The organism is Nocardioides pini, from assembly GCF_026712185.1.
Lineage (GTDB): Bacteria > Actinomycetota > Actinomycetes > Propionibacteriales > Nocardioidaceae > Nocardioides > Nocardioides pini.
The window spans coordinates 1-16,940 of sequence record NZ_JAPPUX010000005.1 but is presented as its reverse complement, the minus strand read 5'-3'; the positions used below and the strand labels follow the sequence as shown (position 1 = coordinate 16,940).

Genomic DNA, 16,940 nt, shown 5'->3' with positions numbered 1-16,940 from the left:
CGTGGCGAACGAAGTCGCGGAGGGGTTCAGCATCGGCGTGCTGGCGGCGCGCACGGGGGTGACCCCCGGGGTGCTGCGCACCTGGGAGAACCGGTTCGGCTTCCCCCGCGGCGAGCGCGCGACCTCGGGCCACCGTCGCTTCAGCGACGCCGACGTGGCGCTCGTGCGCCAGGTCCTGGAGGTGCGCGACTCCGGGCTCCCGCTGCAGGTGGCGATCGACTCCGTCGTCCGGGCGCAGGAGGCGGGCGAGGAGCGGTCGGCGTTCGCCGCGGCCGCGGAGGTCGTCGCCGGCGTACGACCGCTCCGCCTGCACCGTCGCGCACTGATCGCCGCGTCCCACGCCGTCGAGGACGAGTGCCTGGCCCGGGGCGACCGGTCGGTCGTGCTCGGCGCGTTCCAGCTCGGCCATCGCTACGCCTCGTCGCGGCACCGCTGGGAGGAGCTCGGCCGCACCGCGGCGTGGGCGGCGGTCGTCGCGGACTTCACCGGTGACGCCGACCTCGACGCCGACCTCGCGGCCTCGCCCGTGCGCTGCCAGCTCCCGGGCGACTCGCCGCTGCGACGGGAGTGGGCGGTGGTCTGCCTGGGTGAGTCGTACGCCGCCGTGGTCGCCGCGTGGGAGGTGCCGTCGGCGCAGGGTCCGCCGACCTACGAGGCCGTCATCAGCACCCACCGCGGCGCCGCCACGGCCGCGGGTCGCGTCCTCGCCGGCGTGGTGCGTGCGGCCGGCGCGGAGGTGCCCCCCGCGGCGGCGCGACTGCTCGACGCGGCGGCCCCGATGCCGGCGACCTCGGCCGTCGACGCCGACCGCACCTGGCTCCGCGCGCTCGCCGAGCTCGATCCCCGCTGACGAGCGTCAGTGGTTGCGGAGGGCGTCGATCAGCTCGTCCTTCGTCATCGACGAGCGTCCCTCGATGTCGAGCTCGGCCGCGCGCTCGCGCAGCTCGTCGACGGTGCGGTCCTCGTAGTCCTCGGCGTGGCCGCCGCGGCTGCCCACCTTCGACCGGCCCTGCGCTGCCGAGGCGTTGGCGATGCGGGCGGCCTTCTCCTTGCTGGCGCCCTCGTCGCGCAGCGCCTCGTAGACCTCCGCGTCCTTCACCGACGGGCCCGGGTCCTTCTTCTTCTCGGCCATGTCCCCCACAGTGCCACCGCCGCCGAGGGGCCTGCTCACCCGTGAGGGGGTGGGCGCGCGCCGCGCGCTGAGTAGCGTCGCTGGGATGGCGGATGACGCACGCGACGAGACCCCGCAGGAGCGGGCGGACCGCAACTGGAACGACCTGCTCCAGGAGCTCCGGGTGAGCCAGACGGGCGTGCAGGTGCTCGCCGGCTTCCTCGTCACGCTCCCGTTCCAGTCCCGTTTCGGGGAGCTCGACTCCTTCCAGCGCGGGTGGTACGTCGGCCTGCTGGCGCTCGCGTTCGCCACCGTCGCCGTGATGCTCTCCCCGGTGGCCATCCACCGTCGCGTCTTCCAGGACGACGCCAAGCCCGAGCTGGTGCAGGCGGGGCACCGCCTCACCAGCGTGGCGCTCGGGATGATCGCGGTGCTGATGGGCGGGATCTTCTTCCTCGTCGTGGACATGGTCTTCGACCGTGCTGCGGCCGCGGCGGGTGCCGCGGGCGCAGCGGTCGTGCTCGCGGGCCTGCTGCTCGTGCTGCCGAAGCGGGTGGCCGGCGCCAGCTGACGAGGTGGGTGCGGCACGGAGGGCCGCCCGCGAGCGCTCGTGACCGCGCGGTCCCCGCCGGGGTTGAGACATGGTTGTCTCAAATGAGACACTGATGTCTCACCCGGAGGAGGACCCATGGCAGACCGCGATGACGTGCTGGGCGCCGCCCAGCGCCTGCTCAACGCCGACCCCACGGCCTCGATGGCCGCCGTCGCCGAGGCGGTCGGCATCAGCCGCGCCACGCTGCACCGGCACTTCGACTCCCGCGAGGCGTTGCTGGTCGAGCTCGGCACGCGGTCGCTCGACCGGTGGGAGCAGCGCCTCGACGAGGCCGAGGAGCAGGCGCTCGAGGCCGGGGAGGACCCGGGGCGCCTGCGCGCGGTGCTCGAGGAGCTGGTGCTGGCCTACGTCGACGACTCGGACGCCTTCGCCTTCGCGCTGACCGACCACGTGATCCTCGCCAACGCGGCGCTGGTGGAGCGGACCCAGGTGCTCGCCGACCGCGAGGCCGCGCTGGTGGCCGCGGCCCAGGAGGCCGGTGTGCTCCGGCGCGACCTGCCGCTGCGCTGGTTCGGCCACGTCACGTACGGCCTCCTGGTCGCGGCGCGGGAGGCCGTGCGCATCGGCGACATCGCCCCGCGCGACGCCGGGCGGCTCGTGCTCTCGTCCCTGCTCGCCGGCGTGGGTGCGCCGTGACCGCGCGTCGGCAGCGGTCCCTCACCCCGCCGCGGGCCACGCTCGACCCCCGCCGCTGGTGGGCGCTCGCCGTCCTGGCCGCCAGCCTGCTGGTGGTCGTGATGGACATGACCATCCTCAACGTCGCCCTGCCCGAGATGGCCGCCGAGCTGCACCTCACCTCGGTGTCGCAGCTGTGGGTGGTGGACGCGTACGCCCTCGCGCTGGCCGGCCTGCTGATCCCGGTCACCGCGCTGGGTGACCGCTGGGGGCGCAAGCGGCTGCTCCTGACCGGCTACGCCGCCTTCGCCGTCGGCTCCGTCGCGATCCTGTGGGCCGACAGCGCCGCCGCCGTCATCGCAATCCGCGCGCTCCTCGGAGTCGGCGGCGCGATGGTGATGCCGTCGACCCTGTCGCTGATCCGCGCCGTCTTCACGGACGCCCGCGAGCGCACGCTCGCGCTCAGCGTCTGGGGCGCCACGGCCGCGCTCGGTGCGGCCGTGGGGCCGGTGGTGGGGGGTGCGCTGCTGGAGCGGTTCAGCTGGCACTCCGCCTTCCTCGTCAACGTGCCGCTGATGGTGGTCGCGATCGTCGCGGCCGCGTGGCTGCTGCGGGAGAACCGCTCGGCGCGCCCGGGCCGCATCGACCTCGTCGGGGTCGTCCTCTCGGCCGGCGGGATGACGGCCTCCGTCTACGCCGCCAAGCAGCTGGGCAAGCACGGCCCGGAGCTCGCGACCCTCGCGCTGCTCGTGCTCGGCGTGGCCATGCTCGCCGCCTTCGCCCGACAGGCGCTCACCTCCGACCGCCCCATGCTCGACGTGCGCCTCTTCGGTCGGCCGGTGCTCCGCGCCGGCGTCGTGGCCGCGCTCGCCAGCAGCGCCGCGATGGCCGCGGTGCTGTTCGTGGGCAGCCAGTGGCTGCAGCTCGTTGAAGGGTGGAGCCCTCTCGAGGCCGGCCTCGCGCTGCTGCCCCTCGCGGTCGGGGCGATGGTCGCCTCGCCCTTCGCGCCGGCGCTGGCGGAGCGCACCAGCCCGCGCCTGGTGCTGTCCGGCGGCCTGCTCGTGCTCGCGGTGGGGCTCGGGCTGCTCGCCGTGGGCCCGATGACGTACGCCTGGGTCGCGGTGGCCTTCGCCGTCGTCGGGCTGGGCACCGCCTCGCTCGGCCTCGGCTCGGCCCTCATCATGGGCGCGGCCACCGACGACCAGGCCGGGTCCGCCGCGGCGGTCGAGGAGATCACCTACGAGCTCGGGGCCGTCCTGGGCATCACGTTCCTGGGCAGCCTGGTGGGCGTGGTCTACCGGGCCGGGCTCCCGGCCGGCGCCGACGGCGACGTGCGCGAGTCCGTCGCGGGCGCGGTCGGCGGTCCGTGGTTCGCGCAGGCGGCCGACGCGTTCGTCACCGGGTTCGCCGCGGTCGGGGCGGTCGGGGCCGTGCTCGCCGGGCTGGCGGCGTACGCCGTCTGGCGCCTGGTGCCGGGTGACCTCTCCCTCGACGACGTCCAACACTGACGACGGGCAGCACGGCGACTTGGTGATGCCGATCCTCATGGCCTAAGGTTTTGTCCTCAGGTCATCAGGAAAGGAGGCACGTGTGCCACGCGCAGGACTGACGAGTGCCCGGGTCGCGGAGGCGGCCGCCGACCTCGCCGACGAGGTCGGGCTCGAGCAGGTGACGCTGACCGCGCTCGCCAAGCACTTCGGCGTCGCCACGCCGAGCCTCTACACGCACGTGCGCAGCGGCGCCGACGTCCGCACCCGGGTCGCGCTCCTCGCCCTCGACGAGACGGCCGACCTCGTGGCCGACGCACTCGCCGGGGTCAGCGGGCGGGCAGCGCTGGCAGCCGTCGGTGGGGTCTGGCGCGCCTACGCCACGCAGCACCCCGGTCGATACGCCGCCACCCGGCAGCCGCTCGACGCCCCGACGGCGGCCGCCAGCGCCGGCCCGCGCCACGCCGAGCTCTCCCGCGCGGCCCTGCGGGGCTACGCGCTGTCCGCCGACGACGAGACCCACGCGGTGCGCCTGCTCGGCGCGACCTTCCACGGCTACGCCGCCCTCGACGCGGCAGGCGCCTTCAGCCACGGCGGGCCGTCGTTGCCCGCGTCCGACGACACGTGGGAGCGCGTGGTCGACGGCCTCGACACCCTGCTCCGCTCCTGGGAGACCCGATGAACGACCTGTCCCTCGACGCCGTCGCCGCCCTCGTGCGAGGCGCCCTCGACCTCGAGCGCACCGCACGCGGTGGCCTGCTGCCCCACCGGCTGCCCGCGTGGGCGCGACGCCAGTCCGACGACCCGCAGCTCCACCTCGTGGAGGCCCAGCCCGCCGGCGTACGCCTCGCCCTGCGCACCGCGGCCACCCGCCTCGAGCTCGACGTGCTGCCCACCAAGCGGCGCTACGTCGGCGCGCCGGCGCGGCCCGACGGCTGGTACGACGTGCTCGTCGGCGGCGAGCTCGCCGATCGGCATCAGGCGCCGGGTGGCAACGTGCTCGACGCCGACATGATGACGGGTGCCAGCACCTTCACCGCCGGCGAGCCGACGACCCTCACCATCGCGCTGCCCGGGGGCGAGGTCGACGTGGAGGTCTGGCTGCCCCACGACGAGCAGACCGAGCTCGTCGCGCTCCGGGCCGACGCACCCGTGACGCCGGTCGCGGACGGCCGCCGGCGCTGGGTGCACCACGGCAGCTCCATCAGCCACGGCTCGGTCGCGGTCCACCCCACCGAGCCCTGGCCGGTCGTCGCCGCCGGCCTCGCCGGGCTCGACCTCGTCAACCTCGGCCTGGGTGGCAGCGCACTGCTCGACCCGTTCGTCGCCCGCACGATCCGCGACACCCCAGCCGACGTGATCAGCCTCAAGATCGGGATCAACCTGGTCAACCAGGACCTGCTGCGACGGCGCGCCCTGGGGCCGGCCGTCCACGGCTGGCTCGACACGATCCGCGACGGCCACCCCGCGACCCCGATCCGTCTCGTCTCGCCCGTCTTCTGCGGGATCCACGAGGACGTGCCCGGCCCGACCGGACCCGACATGCAGGCGCTCGCCGAGGGTCGGGTCGCCTTCGTCGCCACCGGCGACCCGGGGGCGGTGGCGCGCGGCGCGCTGACGCTCGAGGTGGTCCGCGAGGGCCTCGCCGAGGTGGTCGAGCGGCGCGACGATCCCCACCTGTCCTACGTCGACGGGCTCACCCTCTACGGCCCCGCGGACGCCGAGCGGCTGCCGCTGCCCGACAACCTGCACCCCGACTCCGCCACCCACCGGCTCATCGGCGAGCGCTTCGCCGCGCTCGGCGGCTGGTAGGCGGGCCCGGGCCGCCGGGACGGTCGCCGGGTCAGGCGTCGTTTGCGCAGCGGAAGCCGATGTTGCCCGAGGAGGACTCGGCGGTGTTCGAGGAGCGCGCCGCGACGCGGTAGCGGTTGCAGTAGCTGTCGTGGCACAGGTAGGACCCGCCGCGCATGACCCGGCTGACGAGGCCGTCGGGGGTGTCGCCGGGCTCCGCCGCGACCGGGTCGGGCACCGGCTCGGCGCCGGCGCGGTCGGCGTACTCCGTCGGGCGGAACGCGTCCTGGCACCACTCCCACACGTTGCCGACGGTGTTGTGCAGGCCGTAGCCGTTGGGGTGGAACGCGGTGGCGGGCGCGGTGGTGAGGTGGCCGTCCTCGAGCGTGTTGTGCCGGGGGAAGTCGCCCTGCCAGATGTTGCAGCGCCACCGGCCGTGGTGGGTCAGCTCGTCGCCCCACGGGTAGCGGGCACGGTCGAGGCCACCGCGGGCGGCGTGCTCCCACTCGGCCTCGGTCGGCAGCCGCTTGCCGGCCCAGCGGCAGTACGCCTGCGCGTCGCGCCAGGAGACGTGCACGACCGGGTGGTTCTGCAGGTCGGTGATGTCCGAGAGCGGCCCGGCCGGGTGGCGCCAGTCGGCACCGCGCACGGCGAGCCACCACGGCACGCCGGCAGCGCGTTGCAGGACGTCGGCCGGGGCGGCGCGGACGGCGAGGTGGAACACTGCGGATACGCCGTCGCGCTCCGCCTCGGTCACGTGGCCCGTGGCCTTCACGAAGGTGGCGAACTGCGCGTTGGTCACGGCCTTGGTGTCGATGAGGTACGGCGACACGCGGACCTGGTGCACGGGACCTTCGCCGTCGGCGGCGTACCCGTCGCCGTGGCTGTCGCCCATCCAGAACGTCGCCCCCGGGATCCGCACCTGGCCACGGGTGCTGCGCTCGCCGGCCGGGAAGGTGGCGGCCGACGGCTCGACCTCCGGCCGGCCGGCCGTGGGGGCGCAGCAGGACTCGCCGGCCCCGGTCGACCGGTGGTCGTGCCCGCCCCCGGCGAGGGGGAGGAGCGGACGGCGCGGGTCGGCGCCCTTCGGTGTGGTCACGAAACCACAGTAGGTCAGTCGAGTTGCACCGACGGAGGGCTCCGCTCCACGACTCACCCCTCGGACAGGATCGTCGGACAGCTCGTAAGGTATTAAGTTGACCGAGAAACACTTATTAAGTCCATGTCGACAGAAGGAACCTCCCGATGCCCTCTCGGAAGCTGCTCACGGCCATCGCCGCGCCAGCCATCCTGACCCTGGCCAGCGTCGCCCCCGTCCTCGGCGGCACGCAGGTCGGTGCGACCGCCGCCCCCGGCAGCCCTGGTCCGTCCCAGGCCCCGCGCCCCAACCTCGTCTTCGTCATGGCCGACGACCTCGGCTGGTCCGACCTGGGCACCGGGCTGGTCAACGGTGGCTACGGCAACGACTACAACGAGACCCCGCGCCTGGACCAGCTGGCCCAGGAGGGCCAGGTCTTCACCGAGGCCTACGCCTCCGTCCAGTGCAGCCCGACCCGGACGGCCCTCCACACCGGTCAGTACGCCACGCGGCCCACCAACAACGTCTACGCCGTCGGCTCACCGGCGGGCCCCGCGACCGCCCCGCTCCGTGGCGTGACCCAGGGGCGGCTCGCCGAGGACGGCCGCACGGCCGTCCCGGTCGGGTACACCACCATCGGTGAGACCCTGCAGCGCGCCGGCTACGCCACCGGGTACTCCGGCAAGTTCCACGTCGCCGGCTCCGCCGAGGAGATCGTCAGCAGCCACGGGTTCGACGAGAACTGGGGCGGCAGCCAGAACTCCCACGCCACCTACTACTTCGCGACCAACGACCAGTTCAACGACTCGGTGTCCCCGTCGCTGGACCAGTTCGCCGCCGACTACACGCAGGAGTACGTCGACGAGAACATCGCGCCCTACAGCGTGGGGGTCAGCGAGGCCCAGCTCGACGCGCTCGTCGGCACCGACAAGCACGTCACCGACGCGCAGACCGACGCCGCGCTCGACTTCATCGACCGCAGCAAGGACGAGCCGTTCCTCGCCTGGGTCAGCGAGTTCGCACCGCACTTCCCGGTCAACGACGCCCAGGCGCGGCCCGACCTGCTCGCCAAGTACCGGGCCAAGGCGCCCGGCGCGGCGCCGGCCAAGCCGTCGTACGGGGCGCTGACCGAGGGAGTGGACCAGTCCGTCGCGCGGATCGTCGACTACCTCGAGGAGACCCCGGACCCCCGCAACGGAGGCAGGCCGCTCGCCGAGAACACGCTCGTCATCTTCACCTCCGACAACGGCGGCGAGGAGGACCCGGTCAACTCGGGCGCGTACAACGGGCCGCTCCGCGCCGACAAGGGGCAGATGTACGAGGGCGGCGTGCGCGTCCCGTGGATCGTGTGGAGCCGGAACCCCGACCTCGTGCGTGGCGGCGGGCGCAGCAACGAGACGATCGTCAACAGCACCGACCTCTACACGACGCTCGCGTCCTACGCGCAGGCCGAGCTGCCGGCGGGCGTCCCGCTCGACGGCGTCGACCTGAAGCCGGCCTTCAGCAAGGGCACGAAGATCAACCGCGACCACTTCCACCACCTGCCCGGCTACGTCGGTGTGCAGGGTCCGGCGTCGAGCGTCCGCGACGGGCGCTGGAAGCTCTACTACCAGTACACGAGCAACAGCTTCGAGCTCTACGACCTCGCCGCCGACCTCGGTGAGACCACCGACCTCGCCGCCGACAAGCCGGGCGTGGTGCACCGCCTCGGGCAGGAGCTGATCGCCTGGCTCGACGAGACCGACGCTCCGCTCGCGACGCTGCGGGAGGGCCAGCCTCCCCGCGTCATCGAGGACGTCACCGGCGAGACCTACGCCAACGGCACGGTGACCGCACGCCGCGGCGAGACGATCACGGTCACTGCGGGCCAGCAGGTCCCGTTCGTGCTGCCGAGGCCGTAGCAGCCGCACGACCAGCGGCGGGCCCGGACGCGATGCGTCCGGGCCCGCCGTGCGCGTCAGCCCGCCACCGCTCCCGCGATCGCCCGCTCGAGCCGGTCGACGCCGTCGTGCAGCTCGGTCTCCGAGATCGTGAGCGGGGGCGCCATCCGGATCACCCCGCCGAGCCCTGGCAGCTGGACGATGTTGACGTGCAGTCCCAGCTCGAGGGCGGCCGCGGTGACGGCCCGCCCCAGCGCGTCCGCCGGTCTCCTGCTCTCCTTGTCGGTCACCAGCTCGACGCCCTGCAGCAGGCCGCGGCCGCGGACGTCGCCGACCACCTCGTAGCGCTCGCGCAGGTCGAGCAGCCGGTCGCCGAGCTCCTTGCCGAGCACCAACGCCTGGTGCGCGAGCCCGTCGCGCTCGACCACGTCGAGCACGGTCAGCGCGACGGCGGCGGCGAGCGGGTCGGAGGAGTGGGTGGTGAAGAAGAGGTGCCCGCGCTCGTGGCAGCGCTCCTCGATCTCCGGGGAGGTCACCACCACCGCGACCGGCAGCCCGGCGCCGAGGGTCTTCGAGAGCGTGATGATGTCGGGCACGACACCGTCGCGCTCGATGGCGTACATCGTGCCGGTGCGGCCCAGCCCGGTCTGCGCCTCGTCGACGACCAGCAGCATCCCGCGCTCGCGGCACCGCTCGTGCAGTCGGGCGAGGTAGCCCTCGGGCAGCTCGAGGATCCCGCCCGAGGACAGGATCGGCTCGACGAGGCAGGCGGCGAGGCTGCCGGTCGACTGCCGGTCGAGCGTCGCGAAGCCGTAGTCCAGCTCGGTCTCCCAGTCGTGGCTGCCGTCCGGGTGCCGGAATGGCGAGCGGTAGGCGTCGGGCGCGGGCAGGGTGAGGTTGCCGACCGGCGGCGGGCCGTAACCGTGGCGCCCTGCGGAGAACGTCGCGCCGGCGGCGCCGGTCGTCATCCCGTGCCAGGACCGGTCCAGGGCGACGACCTCGTAGCGGCCCGTGGACAGCTTGGCCATCTTGATCGCCGCCTCGTTGGCCTCGCCGCCGGTGCTCAGCAGCTGCATCCGGCTCAGCGGCTCCGGCAGGCTCGCGGCCAGGCGACGCGCCAGGTCGACCACCGGGCGACTCAGCATCCCGGAGTAGAGGTGGTCCAGCGTCGAGATCGACTCGGTGACGGTGCGCACCACCTCGGGGTGCGAGTGACCGAGCACGGCGCTCATCTGGCCCGAGGTGAAGTCGAGGATCGCGCGGTCCTGCTCGTCGTAGACGTAGCAGCCGGCCGCCCGCGCGATCACCCGCGGCGTGAACCCGCCGCCGTACCGGATCAGGTGCTGCTCCGCGTCCTGCCAGAAGGTGTCGGCTCCCATGTCGGCCTCCCGCTCTCGCTGCGTGCGCACAGACTGGCAAAGGACGCGGCCGTGCGCGAGACCCTAGAGTCGGCACATGCCACGCTACGGCGCGCAGTTCGGTCCGGACATCACCTTCCTCGGCGTCCCCGCGTGCGGCCTCGACGACGAGACGACGTACGCCGACGCGGACGTCGTGGTCGTCGGCGCACCCTTCGACGGGGGTACGTCGCACCGGCCGGGCACGCGCTTCGGTCCGCAGGCCATCCGGATGACCGACTACCTGCCCCATGACGGGTCGCGGCCCTCGCTGGCGCTGCGCACCGACGCCCTGCAGGACCTCAGGGTCGTCGACGCCGGCGACGTCGAGCTGCCGCCCGGCGACATCGAGACCACCCTCGGCCGGCTCGAGGCGGCCGTCGAGAAGGTCGCCCGCGCCGGCGCGATCCCGGTCGTGCTCGGCGGCGACCACTCGATCGCCTACCCGGACGCCAAAGGGGTGGCCAACGTGCTCGGCCACGGCCGCGTGTCGATGATCCACTTCGACGCGCACGCCGACACCGGCGACATCGAGTTCGGCTCGCTGTGGGGGCACGGCCAGCCGATGCGCCGGCTCATCGAGTCAGGAGCGCTGCGCGGCGACCGCTTCCTCCAGGTCGGCCTGCGCGGCTACTGGCCCGGTCCGGAGACCCTCGACTGGATGGCCGCCGAGCGCATGCGCTCCTACGAGATGACCGAGATCGTGCACCGCGGCCTCCCCGAATGCCTGACCGAGGCCTTCGGCATCGCCACCGACGAGTGCGAGGGGGTCTTCCTCTCCGTCGACATCGACGTCTGCGACCCCGGCCACGCGCCCGGGACCGGCACCCCGGAGCCCGGCGGGCTGTCCGCGCGCGAGCTGCTCGACTCGGTGCGCCGCATCTGCCTCGAGCTGCCCGTGGTCGGGATCGACGTGGTGGAGGTCAGCCCGCCCTACGACCACGCCGACATCACGGCGGCCCTCGCCAACCGGGTGGTCCTCGAGGCGCTCTCGGCGATCGCCCGCAAGCGGCGCGACGAGCGCGACGGCACGACGTGGGACCCGAGCCGCCCGCTGCTCGACCGCTAGGGAGGCCCGGGTCGTCCGGTCCGGGGTGTGGGGGTCCTTCGGTCCTGACGACGAGAGGTCGCGAGGAGCACGCTGGAGGTTCCGACGAGCCCGGAGGTCCCGATGCACACCCACCAGTACGCCCAGCACGACTGGTCGCCCACGACGGCCGCGCTCCTGTTCCTGGCCCTGGCCGTCCTGTTCGTGATCGGCATGGGCCTGTTCCTGCTTGCCGCCAACCGCGAGCAGCGCGGCTTCTCCGCCCGCCACGCTCATGGCGGCAAGGGGCACCACCCGCTGCCGCACTGACCGACGTAGGCAGTTCGACGTCTGCGCCCGGGGGGCTGAGCGGGGAGGGCGGGGTCGTCCCGGCGAACTGCCTGCGTCAGGACGCCGGGAGCGCCTCGGCGTACGTCACGCCGCGGCCGAGTAGGCGTGGCTGGCGGCCACGATGTCGACGACCGTGGAAAGCTCGTCCTCGTCGCGGGGTCCGAAGACCATCACGAAGCCGGGGGAGAGGCGCGATCCTGCCCACATGTGGGGCACGCCCCAGTCCTTGGTCACCAGGTCGGCCGCGAGGTCGGGCGGCAGGACGAGGTGCATCGACCCGTCGTGCTCCGGATGCAGGTGGGCGAACTCGCCGACCTGCGGCACGAGCCACGCCCGCGGGTCCGGAGAACCGGCAGTGAGGGTGAGGCCCCGTGCGCCGGGCACGGAGATGCGGGAGGGCCCGACCTCGACGCCGGCCAGGGTGCAGAGGTCGTCGAAGAGCCGCTCCTGCAGGTGGGCGGGGGCGTTCTGGGACTCCTGCTGCTGCGGGATGGTCCAGCTCACCTCGGGACGCGGGCCCTCCCGGTGCGGCAGCTCGCCACCGGGCAACGCGGGCCACCTCACGCCGGACCGAGGGCCGGCAGGGGTGGCGCCGAGCTGGTCGACGTGGGCCAGGCGGTGGCTGATCCAGTCGCCAAGCCGGTGGGCCGCGTCGGCCGTGAGCTGGTGGCCACCGGGACCCCGGTGGGCGACGGTCGGGGCGCCCGACTCGGAGAGCAGGTAGCGCCACGTGCGGTCGAGCAGCTCGCGCGGGATGACGTGGTCGGCCTCCCCCTGGGCGACGAAGGCCGGGAGGTGGGCGAGACGGCCGGGGTCGGTGGCGAGGCCTGCGTCGAAGGGGAGGGTGCCGTAGAGGATCGCGGCGCCGGCGAACCGGGCCGGGTCGTCGAGCACGAGGCCGCCCGCGAACGCGGCGCCGCCGCTGAAGCCGACGAGGACCACCGGACGCCCGGCAGGCGCGACCTCGTCGAGCCAGGTGCGGAACCACTCCATCGTGCTGCGCAGCGACTCCTCGACGGGGCGCCCGATGCCGCGGTTGGCGAACCACGCGTACCCGCCGCCCTCCGCGATCGGTGCCCGCACGGCGGCGTACGCCGGCCCCGCGGGCAGGTGTGCGGCGAGGCCGAGGATCTGCGTCTCGTCGGACCCGCGGCCGTGCAGCAGCACGACCAGCGGCGCCGCGGGGTCGGCGGAGCCGTGGGTCGCGACCACCGGTGGGGCGAAGACCGGCGACGGGGTGCTCATCGGACGTCCTCGGCGGCCAGCGGGACTAGCTCGCCGGCCGTGCGGACGCCGCCCCAGCGACGTACGTCACCGGCGAGGTCGAGGCGCTCGACGGGCGCGGAGTCGGCGTAGGCGCCCCACTCGGCCTTCGGCAGCATCCACATGACCTCGAACTCGTTGCCGTCGGGGTCCTTGCCGTAGACGCTCTTGGTGGCGCCGTGGCTCGACTCGCCGGTGTAGGCGTCGAGCTCGGCCAGGGTCAGGCGCGCCTGCTCCAGCTCCTCGATCGTGTCGACCTGCCAGGCGAGGTGGTACAGCCCCAGGCCACCGAGGGGACGTGGCGGCTGCGGGCCGACGCCGAACAGGCCGAGGTCGTGGTGGTTGCCCGAGCGGGGGAGCCGCAGGAACGCGGCGTTCGCCCGGGGCTCGCGTGCCATGACCGTCATGCCGAACGCCCGGGAGTAGAACGAGATGCTCTGCTCCAGGTCCGACACGTAGAGGACGGCGTGGTTGAGGCGGACGGCGTTGACGGTCATGGGTGCTCCTCGTGTCTGGTGCGCGGACGGTCGTGCAGGTCAGGCGATGACGCCGAAGCCGCCGGTCCAGGAGACCTTCTCGTTGGCGGCGAGGGTGAGCTGCAGGAAGCCGAGGGCCTCGAGCTCGCGGGCACGCTTGAGCGAGCCGGCGTCGAGCGCCTTCAGGCCGCCGGAGGTGACGACCGCAGCCAGGGTCGACTTGGCGTCGGCGTCGTCGCCGGCGATGAGGACCGTGGTGGTCAGCGGGCCGACGGTGCCGGCGGCCAGGGTGCCGGCGAAGGTGGTGTTGAAGGCCTTGAGGACCGTCGAGTCGGGGAGCGCAGCGGCGATCTCGGCCGCGGCGGAGCCGTCGGCCGGGACGACGAGGGAGTCGAAGGTCGCGAAGTCGAGCGGGTTGGTGATGTCGACGACGACCTTCCCGGCGAGCTGCGAGCCGCGCGTGGCGATGACGTCGGCCACGGCGGGGTAGGGGACGGCGAGGACCACGATGTCGCCGGAGATGGCGGTGTCGACGTCGCTCTGGCCGAGCTGCTGGACGCTGTGCCCGCCCCTTGCTGCGATCGAGGCGATGGCCTGGCTCATGTTTCCGGTGCCGATGATGGACAGGTTCGTCATGGAGTGCTCCTGGGAGGTGGGGGTCGACGACCATTTGGTTGTCACTACAACTAACAGCGTACACGTCTTGGTTGTTCCGTCAAGCAATCGGTAGTCTCGGCCCATGGAGACCCAGTGGCTCGACCAGACCGAGCGCGAGGCCTGGCTACGCCTGACCGCGGTCGTCGAGCTGCTCCCCGGTGTGCTCGACACCCAGCTGCGCAGCGCGTCGGACATGACCCACTTCGAGTACCTCGTGCTCGCGATGCTCTCCGAGGCGCCCGACCGGACGTTGCGGATGACGGGTCTCGCCCAGCGCACCAACGCCACGCTGCCGCGGCTCTCCCACGTCGTACGACGCCTCGAGGACCGTCGGCTCGTCGAGCGGTTCCCCTGCCCGGAGGACGGGCGCGCGACCAACGCCCGCCTGACCGATGCCGGCTGGGACGCGGTGGTGGCCGCGGCGCCGGGGCACGTCGACACCGTGCGGCAGCACGTCCTCGACCCGCTCACCCGCGAGCAGCTCGGGCAGCTCAAGGAGATCGGCGACGCGCTCCTGTCCCGGCTCGACCCGGACGGGCGGATGACCGTCCTCTACGACCCGGAGCGCGCCGGCTAGATGCCGAGCCCGAGGAGCCCCAGCGGTTCGGTCATCTCGGTCTCCTCGTAGGCGAAGTGCGACTCGAGGTCGGCCCGGAGCTCGGCGACCGCCACCACCAGCTCGGGGACCCGACCCGGGTCGGCCCGCACCGCGACCGCCAGGTCGTCGACCCGCTCGAGGTGGGCGTGGACGACCAGGTGCTCCTCGGCGAGGCGGGCCGCGACCGGCGCGTACCGGTCCATCGTCGCGACGGCGGGGAACAGGTTCTGGTCCTCGATCGAGTGGTGCATCGTGAGGAACCGGCACACCTGACCGCACAGCCCGGCCACCTGCTGCGCCGTCAGCGACGGGGCCAGCTCGTGCACGCCGGCGCGGACGGCCTCCACGCCGCCCGCGCCTTCCTGCAGGTCCTCGACAGCCCGCGTCAGGGTCTCGAGCTGGTGGCGGAAGTGGTCGTGGACCATCCGCAGGTGGGCGCCGGCGGCGCGCTGGCGCGGCTCCAGCTCGACCGAGCCCGCGACGCGAGGTCGGGTGGCGTCATCGATGGGCGGCATGCTGCCGAGCCTACGGCGACGAGGTTGCCCCGTGTTGCCAGCGGTTGCCCCAAGTTGCCTCATCGAGGGGATACCGCCCGTCCTCGGCGCGTCACTAGATTCGAAGGCTGGCAGCCGACCGCCTCGGCATCGGGTCGAACGTGTGCGCCGGCCGCCCGAGAGGGAGCGATGAACACTGCGTCCAAGCTGTTGATCGCGAGCACGACCTCCGTCGTGCTCGCCACCGCGGCCGCCTCGTCCGGATCAGGCGCCGTCCAGACTGCCACCAAGGCACATCCCGGCCACTCGGCCCACGGTGTCACCCCGGACAGCCCCCAGGCGAAGAAGTTCGTCAGGGGCGTCTCCGTCCCCGAGATCACCCAGCACCAGGTCGCCCTGCAGCGCATCGCGTCCCTCAACGGCAACACGCGCGAGGTGTTCTCGCCCGGCTACCAGGAGTCGCTCGACTACGTCGTGTCGACGCTCGAGGACGCCGGCTACCGCCCGCAGGTCACCCAGTTCAACTACCCCGTCTGGGCCGAGACGCAGCCGCCGGTCCTGAACCGCGTCTCGCCGCCCAAGACGTACGTCCCGGGCGACGCCGAGGACAGCGACCAGCCGACCGCGGACTTCATCACCATGGCCAACTCGCCGACCGTGGAGCTGACCAACGCTCCCGTGTTCCCGGTCGGCGGCATCGTCGACCCGCCGACGGGCGGCTCGGACAGCGGCTGCGAGGCGGCCGACTACACCGGCGTGTCCGGCAAGGTCGCGCTGGTGCAGCGCGGGACGTGCGCCTTCGTCACGAAGTGGTCGCTGGCGCAGGCGGCCGGGGCCACGGGCGTGATCATCTACAACGAGGGCAACACCCCGGCCCGGCAGAACCCGATCTTCGTCGACAACCAGCCCGACCCGCCGGCGACGATCGCCGCCGTCATCTCCAGCTACACCCTCGGCAACGAGCTGCTGCAGGCCTACAAGCAGGGCCAGAACCCGACGGTCGACTTCAAGGTCTACGGGACGTTCACCGACCGCTTCCTGCCGCAGGTGATCGCCGAGACCCGCGGTGGCGACCCGGACCACGTCGTCGTGGTCGGCGCGCACCTCGACTCGGTGGAGGCGGGCCCGGGCATCAACGACGACGGCTCGGGAACGGCGACGCTGCTCGCCCAGGCCGAGGAGCTGGCCTCGGGCCACTACAAGCTGCGCAACAAGATCCGGTTCGCGTGGTGGGGCGCCGAGGAGAACGGGCTGGTCGGCTCGACCTACTACGCCCACAACCTCAGCCAGGCCGAGGTCGACAAGATCGACGTGATGCTCGACTACGACATGCTCGCCTCGCCGAACTACGTCCGCTTCGTCTACGACGGTGACGGCAACGCCGCCCCGGACAACCCCGCCGGACCCGCCGGGTCGGGCAAGGTCGAGCAGGTCTTCGACGACTGGTTCAGCGCCCAGGGGCTCGAGAGTGCCCGGGTGCCGTTCGACGGACGGTCCGACTACGTCGGCTTCACCGACCGCGGCATCCCCGCGGGTGGCGTCTTCGCCGGCGCCGAGGGCGTGAAGACCGCCGCGGAGGCTGCGGTGTACGGCGGTGCCGCGGGCTCGTGGTACGACCCGTGCTACCACCAGCTCTGCGACGACCTCATCACCGTGCTGACCGGGGTGCCGCCGCTCGACGCGGACGGTCTCGCCCCCGGTGGGACGGACGCCGCGAAGGCCGCCGCCCAGCGGGCGATGGCCGGCGGCGCCATCAAGGGCCTCACCGAGCTCTCGGGCGCGGCCAGCTACGCGGTCTACTACTTCGCGGCCTCGAAGGACCCCTTCGCCGCGAAGGTCCACTCGGCCCGCAAGGCCGGGAAGACCGGCCCCGACTACAAGTGGCACGGGCACGGGAAGCCCGTCCGTCGCTAGCGGAGACGGCAGGAGCCCCAGGTCAGCGGTGCTGGCCTGGGGCTCCTGGGTGCTGCGCGCCTGTAGGTGTGTTCCTTCAGGACATCCCGGACTGATCTCTCAAGACATCCCGGACCGACTCCGCCGGGTGCATGACACCTGACCCGATGCTGCGGTGGTGTCGAGAGCCCGCCTGGTCATCACCGCCA

At 73.3% G+C, this 16,940-nt stretch carries 18 protein-coding genes; 11 read left to right on the top strand and 7 right to left on the bottom strand.

Features of this window, described 5'->3' with window-relative positions; genetic code table 11:
* Position 1 precedes the first annotated feature (1 nt).
* Complete coding sequence (locus NYO98_RS16935) at positions 2 to 850, top strand: DICT sensory domain-containing protein (protein WP_268112923.1); 849 nt, start codon at positions 2 to 4, stop codon at positions 848 to 850.
* Between the two features lie 6 nt (positions 851 to 856).
* Here the strand turns inward: NYO98_RS16935 and NYO98_RS16930 are convergent, their stop codons facing one another.
* Complete coding sequence (locus NYO98_RS16930; protein ID WP_268112922.1) at positions 857 to 1,132, bottom strand: DUF7218 family protein; 276 nt, start codon at positions 1,130 to 1,132, stop codon at positions 857 to 859.
* An 85-nt stretch (positions 1,133 to 1,217) separates the two neighbouring features.
* Between NYO98_RS16930 and NYO98_RS16925 the strand changes: the two genes are divergently transcribed.
* The 5 genes from NYO98_RS16925 to NYO98_RS16905 all read left to right on the top strand — a co-directional run bounded on the left by NYO98_RS16925 (position 1,218) and on the right by NYO98_RS16905 (position 5,638).
* Positions 1,218 to 1,682: a DUF6328 family protein gene (locus tag NYO98_RS16925; protein ID WP_268112921.1), complete on the top strand. Its 465-nt coding sequence runs from the start codon at positions 1,218 to 1,220 to the stop codon at positions 1,680 to 1,682.
* 117 nt (positions 1,683 to 1,799) lie between these two features.
* Positions 1,800 to 2,360 carry a TetR/AcrR family transcriptional regulator gene (locus NYO98_RS16920; RefSeq protein ID WP_268112920.1) on the top strand — a complete coding sequence of 187 codons (561 nt, stop codon included), beginning with the start codon at positions 1,800 to 1,802 and terminating at the stop codon, positions 2,358 to 2,360.
* Complete coding sequence (locus NYO98_RS16915; RefSeq protein ID WP_268112919.1) at positions 2,357 to 3,847, top strand: MFS transporter; 1,491 nt, start codon at positions 2,357 to 2,359, stop codon at positions 3,845 to 3,847. Before NYO98_RS16920 ends, NYO98_RS16915 begins: the two co-directional genes overlap by 4 nt.
* Positions 3,848 to 3,929: 82 nt before the next feature.
* The gene (locus NYO98_RS16910) at positions 3,930 to 4,508 is read left to right on the top strand and encodes a TetR-like C-terminal domain-containing protein (protein WP_268112918.1); all 579 of its coding nucleotides are present in this window, start codon (positions 3,930 to 3,932) and stop codon (positions 4,506 to 4,508) included.
* Positions 4,505 to 5,638: an SGNH/GDSL hydrolase family protein gene (locus NYO98_RS16905; protein WP_268112917.1), complete on the top strand. Its 1,134-nt coding sequence runs from the start codon at positions 4,505 to 4,507 to the stop codon at positions 5,636 to 5,638. The genes NYO98_RS16910 and NYO98_RS16905 overlap by 4 nt, the downstream gene beginning before the upstream one ends.
* 31 nt (positions 5,639 to 5,669) lie before the next feature.
* On the opposite strand, the gene NYO98_RS16900 is transcribed toward NYO98_RS16905, so the two are convergent.
* Positions 5,670 to 6,716, bottom strand: a complete 1,047-nt coding sequence (locus NYO98_RS16900; protein ID WP_268112916.1) for a formylglycine-generating enzyme family protein — start codon at positions 6,714 to 6,716, stop codon at positions 5,670 to 5,672.
* Positions 6,717 to 6,862: 146 nt separating this feature from the next.
* Here NYO98_RS16900 and NYO98_RS16895 point away from each other — a divergent pair, with 146 nt between their 5' ends.
* On the top strand, positions 6,863 to 8,596 hold the full coding sequence (locus NYO98_RS16895) for a sulfatase-like hydrolase/transferase (protein WP_268112915.1): 1,734 nt from the start codon (positions 6,863 to 6,865) through the stop codon (positions 8,594 to 8,596).
* A 56-nt stretch (positions 8,597 to 8,652) separates the two neighbouring features.
* Here the strand turns inward: NYO98_RS16895 and NYO98_RS16890 are convergent, their stop codons facing one another.
* On the bottom strand, positions 8,653 to 9,954 hold the full coding sequence (locus NYO98_RS16890) for an aspartate aminotransferase family protein (RefSeq protein WP_268112914.1): 1,302 nt from the start codon (positions 9,952 to 9,954) through the stop codon (positions 8,653 to 8,655).
* 76 nt (positions 9,955 to 10,030) lie between these two features.
* Between NYO98_RS16890 and speB the strand changes: the two genes are divergently transcribed.
* Together speB and NYO98_RS16880 are read left to right on the top strand one after the other, a co-directional pair.
* A complete protein-coding gene (gene speB, locus NYO98_RS16885) occupies positions 10,031 to 11,041 on the top strand; it encodes an agmatinase (protein WP_268112913.1) in 1,011 nt (336 codons plus the stop codon).
* 102 nt (positions 11,042 to 11,143) lie between these two features.
* On the top strand, positions 11,144 to 11,329 hold the full coding sequence (locus tag NYO98_RS16880; RefSeq protein WP_268112912.1) for a hypothetical protein: 186 nt from the start codon (positions 11,144 to 11,146) through the stop codon (positions 11,327 to 11,329).
* Between the two features lie 105 nt (positions 11,330 to 11,434).
* On the opposite strand, the gene NYO98_RS16875 is transcribed toward NYO98_RS16880, so the two are convergent.
* Genes NYO98_RS16875 through NYO98_RS16865 form a run of 3 tightly spaced genes read right to left on the bottom strand, consistent with a single transcriptional unit; the run spans position 11,435 to position 13,725 of the window.
* Complete coding sequence (locus tag NYO98_RS16875; protein WP_268112911.1) at positions 11,435 to 12,595, bottom strand: luciferase domain-containing protein; 1,161 nt, start codon at positions 12,593 to 12,595, stop codon at positions 11,435 to 11,437.
* The gene (locus NYO98_RS16870) at positions 12,592 to 13,110 is read right to left on the bottom strand and encodes a VOC family protein (RefSeq protein ID WP_268112910.1); all 519 of its coding nucleotides are present in this window, start codon (positions 13,108 to 13,110) and stop codon (positions 12,592 to 12,594) included. Before NYO98_RS16870 ends, NYO98_RS16875 begins: the two co-directional genes overlap by 4 nt.
* Positions 13,111 to 13,149: 39 nt before the next feature.
* Positions 13,150 to 13,725, bottom strand: coding sequence for an NADPH-dependent F420 reductase (locus tag NYO98_RS16865; protein ID WP_268112909.1), 576 nt, complete (start codon positions 13,723 to 13,725; stop codon positions 13,150 to 13,152).
* Positions 13,726 to 13,828: 103 nt separating this feature from the next.
* Between NYO98_RS16865 and NYO98_RS16860 the strand changes: the two genes are divergently transcribed.
* Positions 13,829 to 14,323 (top strand): MarR family winged helix-turn-helix transcriptional regulator, encoded by a 495-nt coding sequence (locus NYO98_RS16860; protein WP_268112908.1) that lies wholly within the window; start codon positions 13,829 to 13,831, stop codon positions 14,321 to 14,323.
* On the opposite strand, the gene NYO98_RS16855 is transcribed toward NYO98_RS16860, so the two are convergent.
* Complete coding sequence (locus tag NYO98_RS16855) at positions 14,320 to 14,859, bottom strand: hemerythrin domain-containing protein (RefSeq protein WP_268112907.1); 540 nt, start codon at positions 14,857 to 14,859, stop codon at positions 14,320 to 14,322. The genes NYO98_RS16860 and NYO98_RS16855 overlap by 4 nt on opposite strands.
* Before the next feature lie 168 nt (positions 14,860 to 15,027).
* Here NYO98_RS16855 and NYO98_RS16850 point away from each other — a divergent pair, with 168 nt between their 5' ends.
* Positions 15,028 to 16,752, top strand: coding sequence for a M28 family metallopeptidase (locus tag NYO98_RS16850; protein ID WP_268112906.1), 1,725 nt, complete (start codon positions 15,028 to 15,030; stop codon positions 16,750 to 16,752).
* Positions 16,753 to 16,940: the final 188 nt, after the last annotated feature.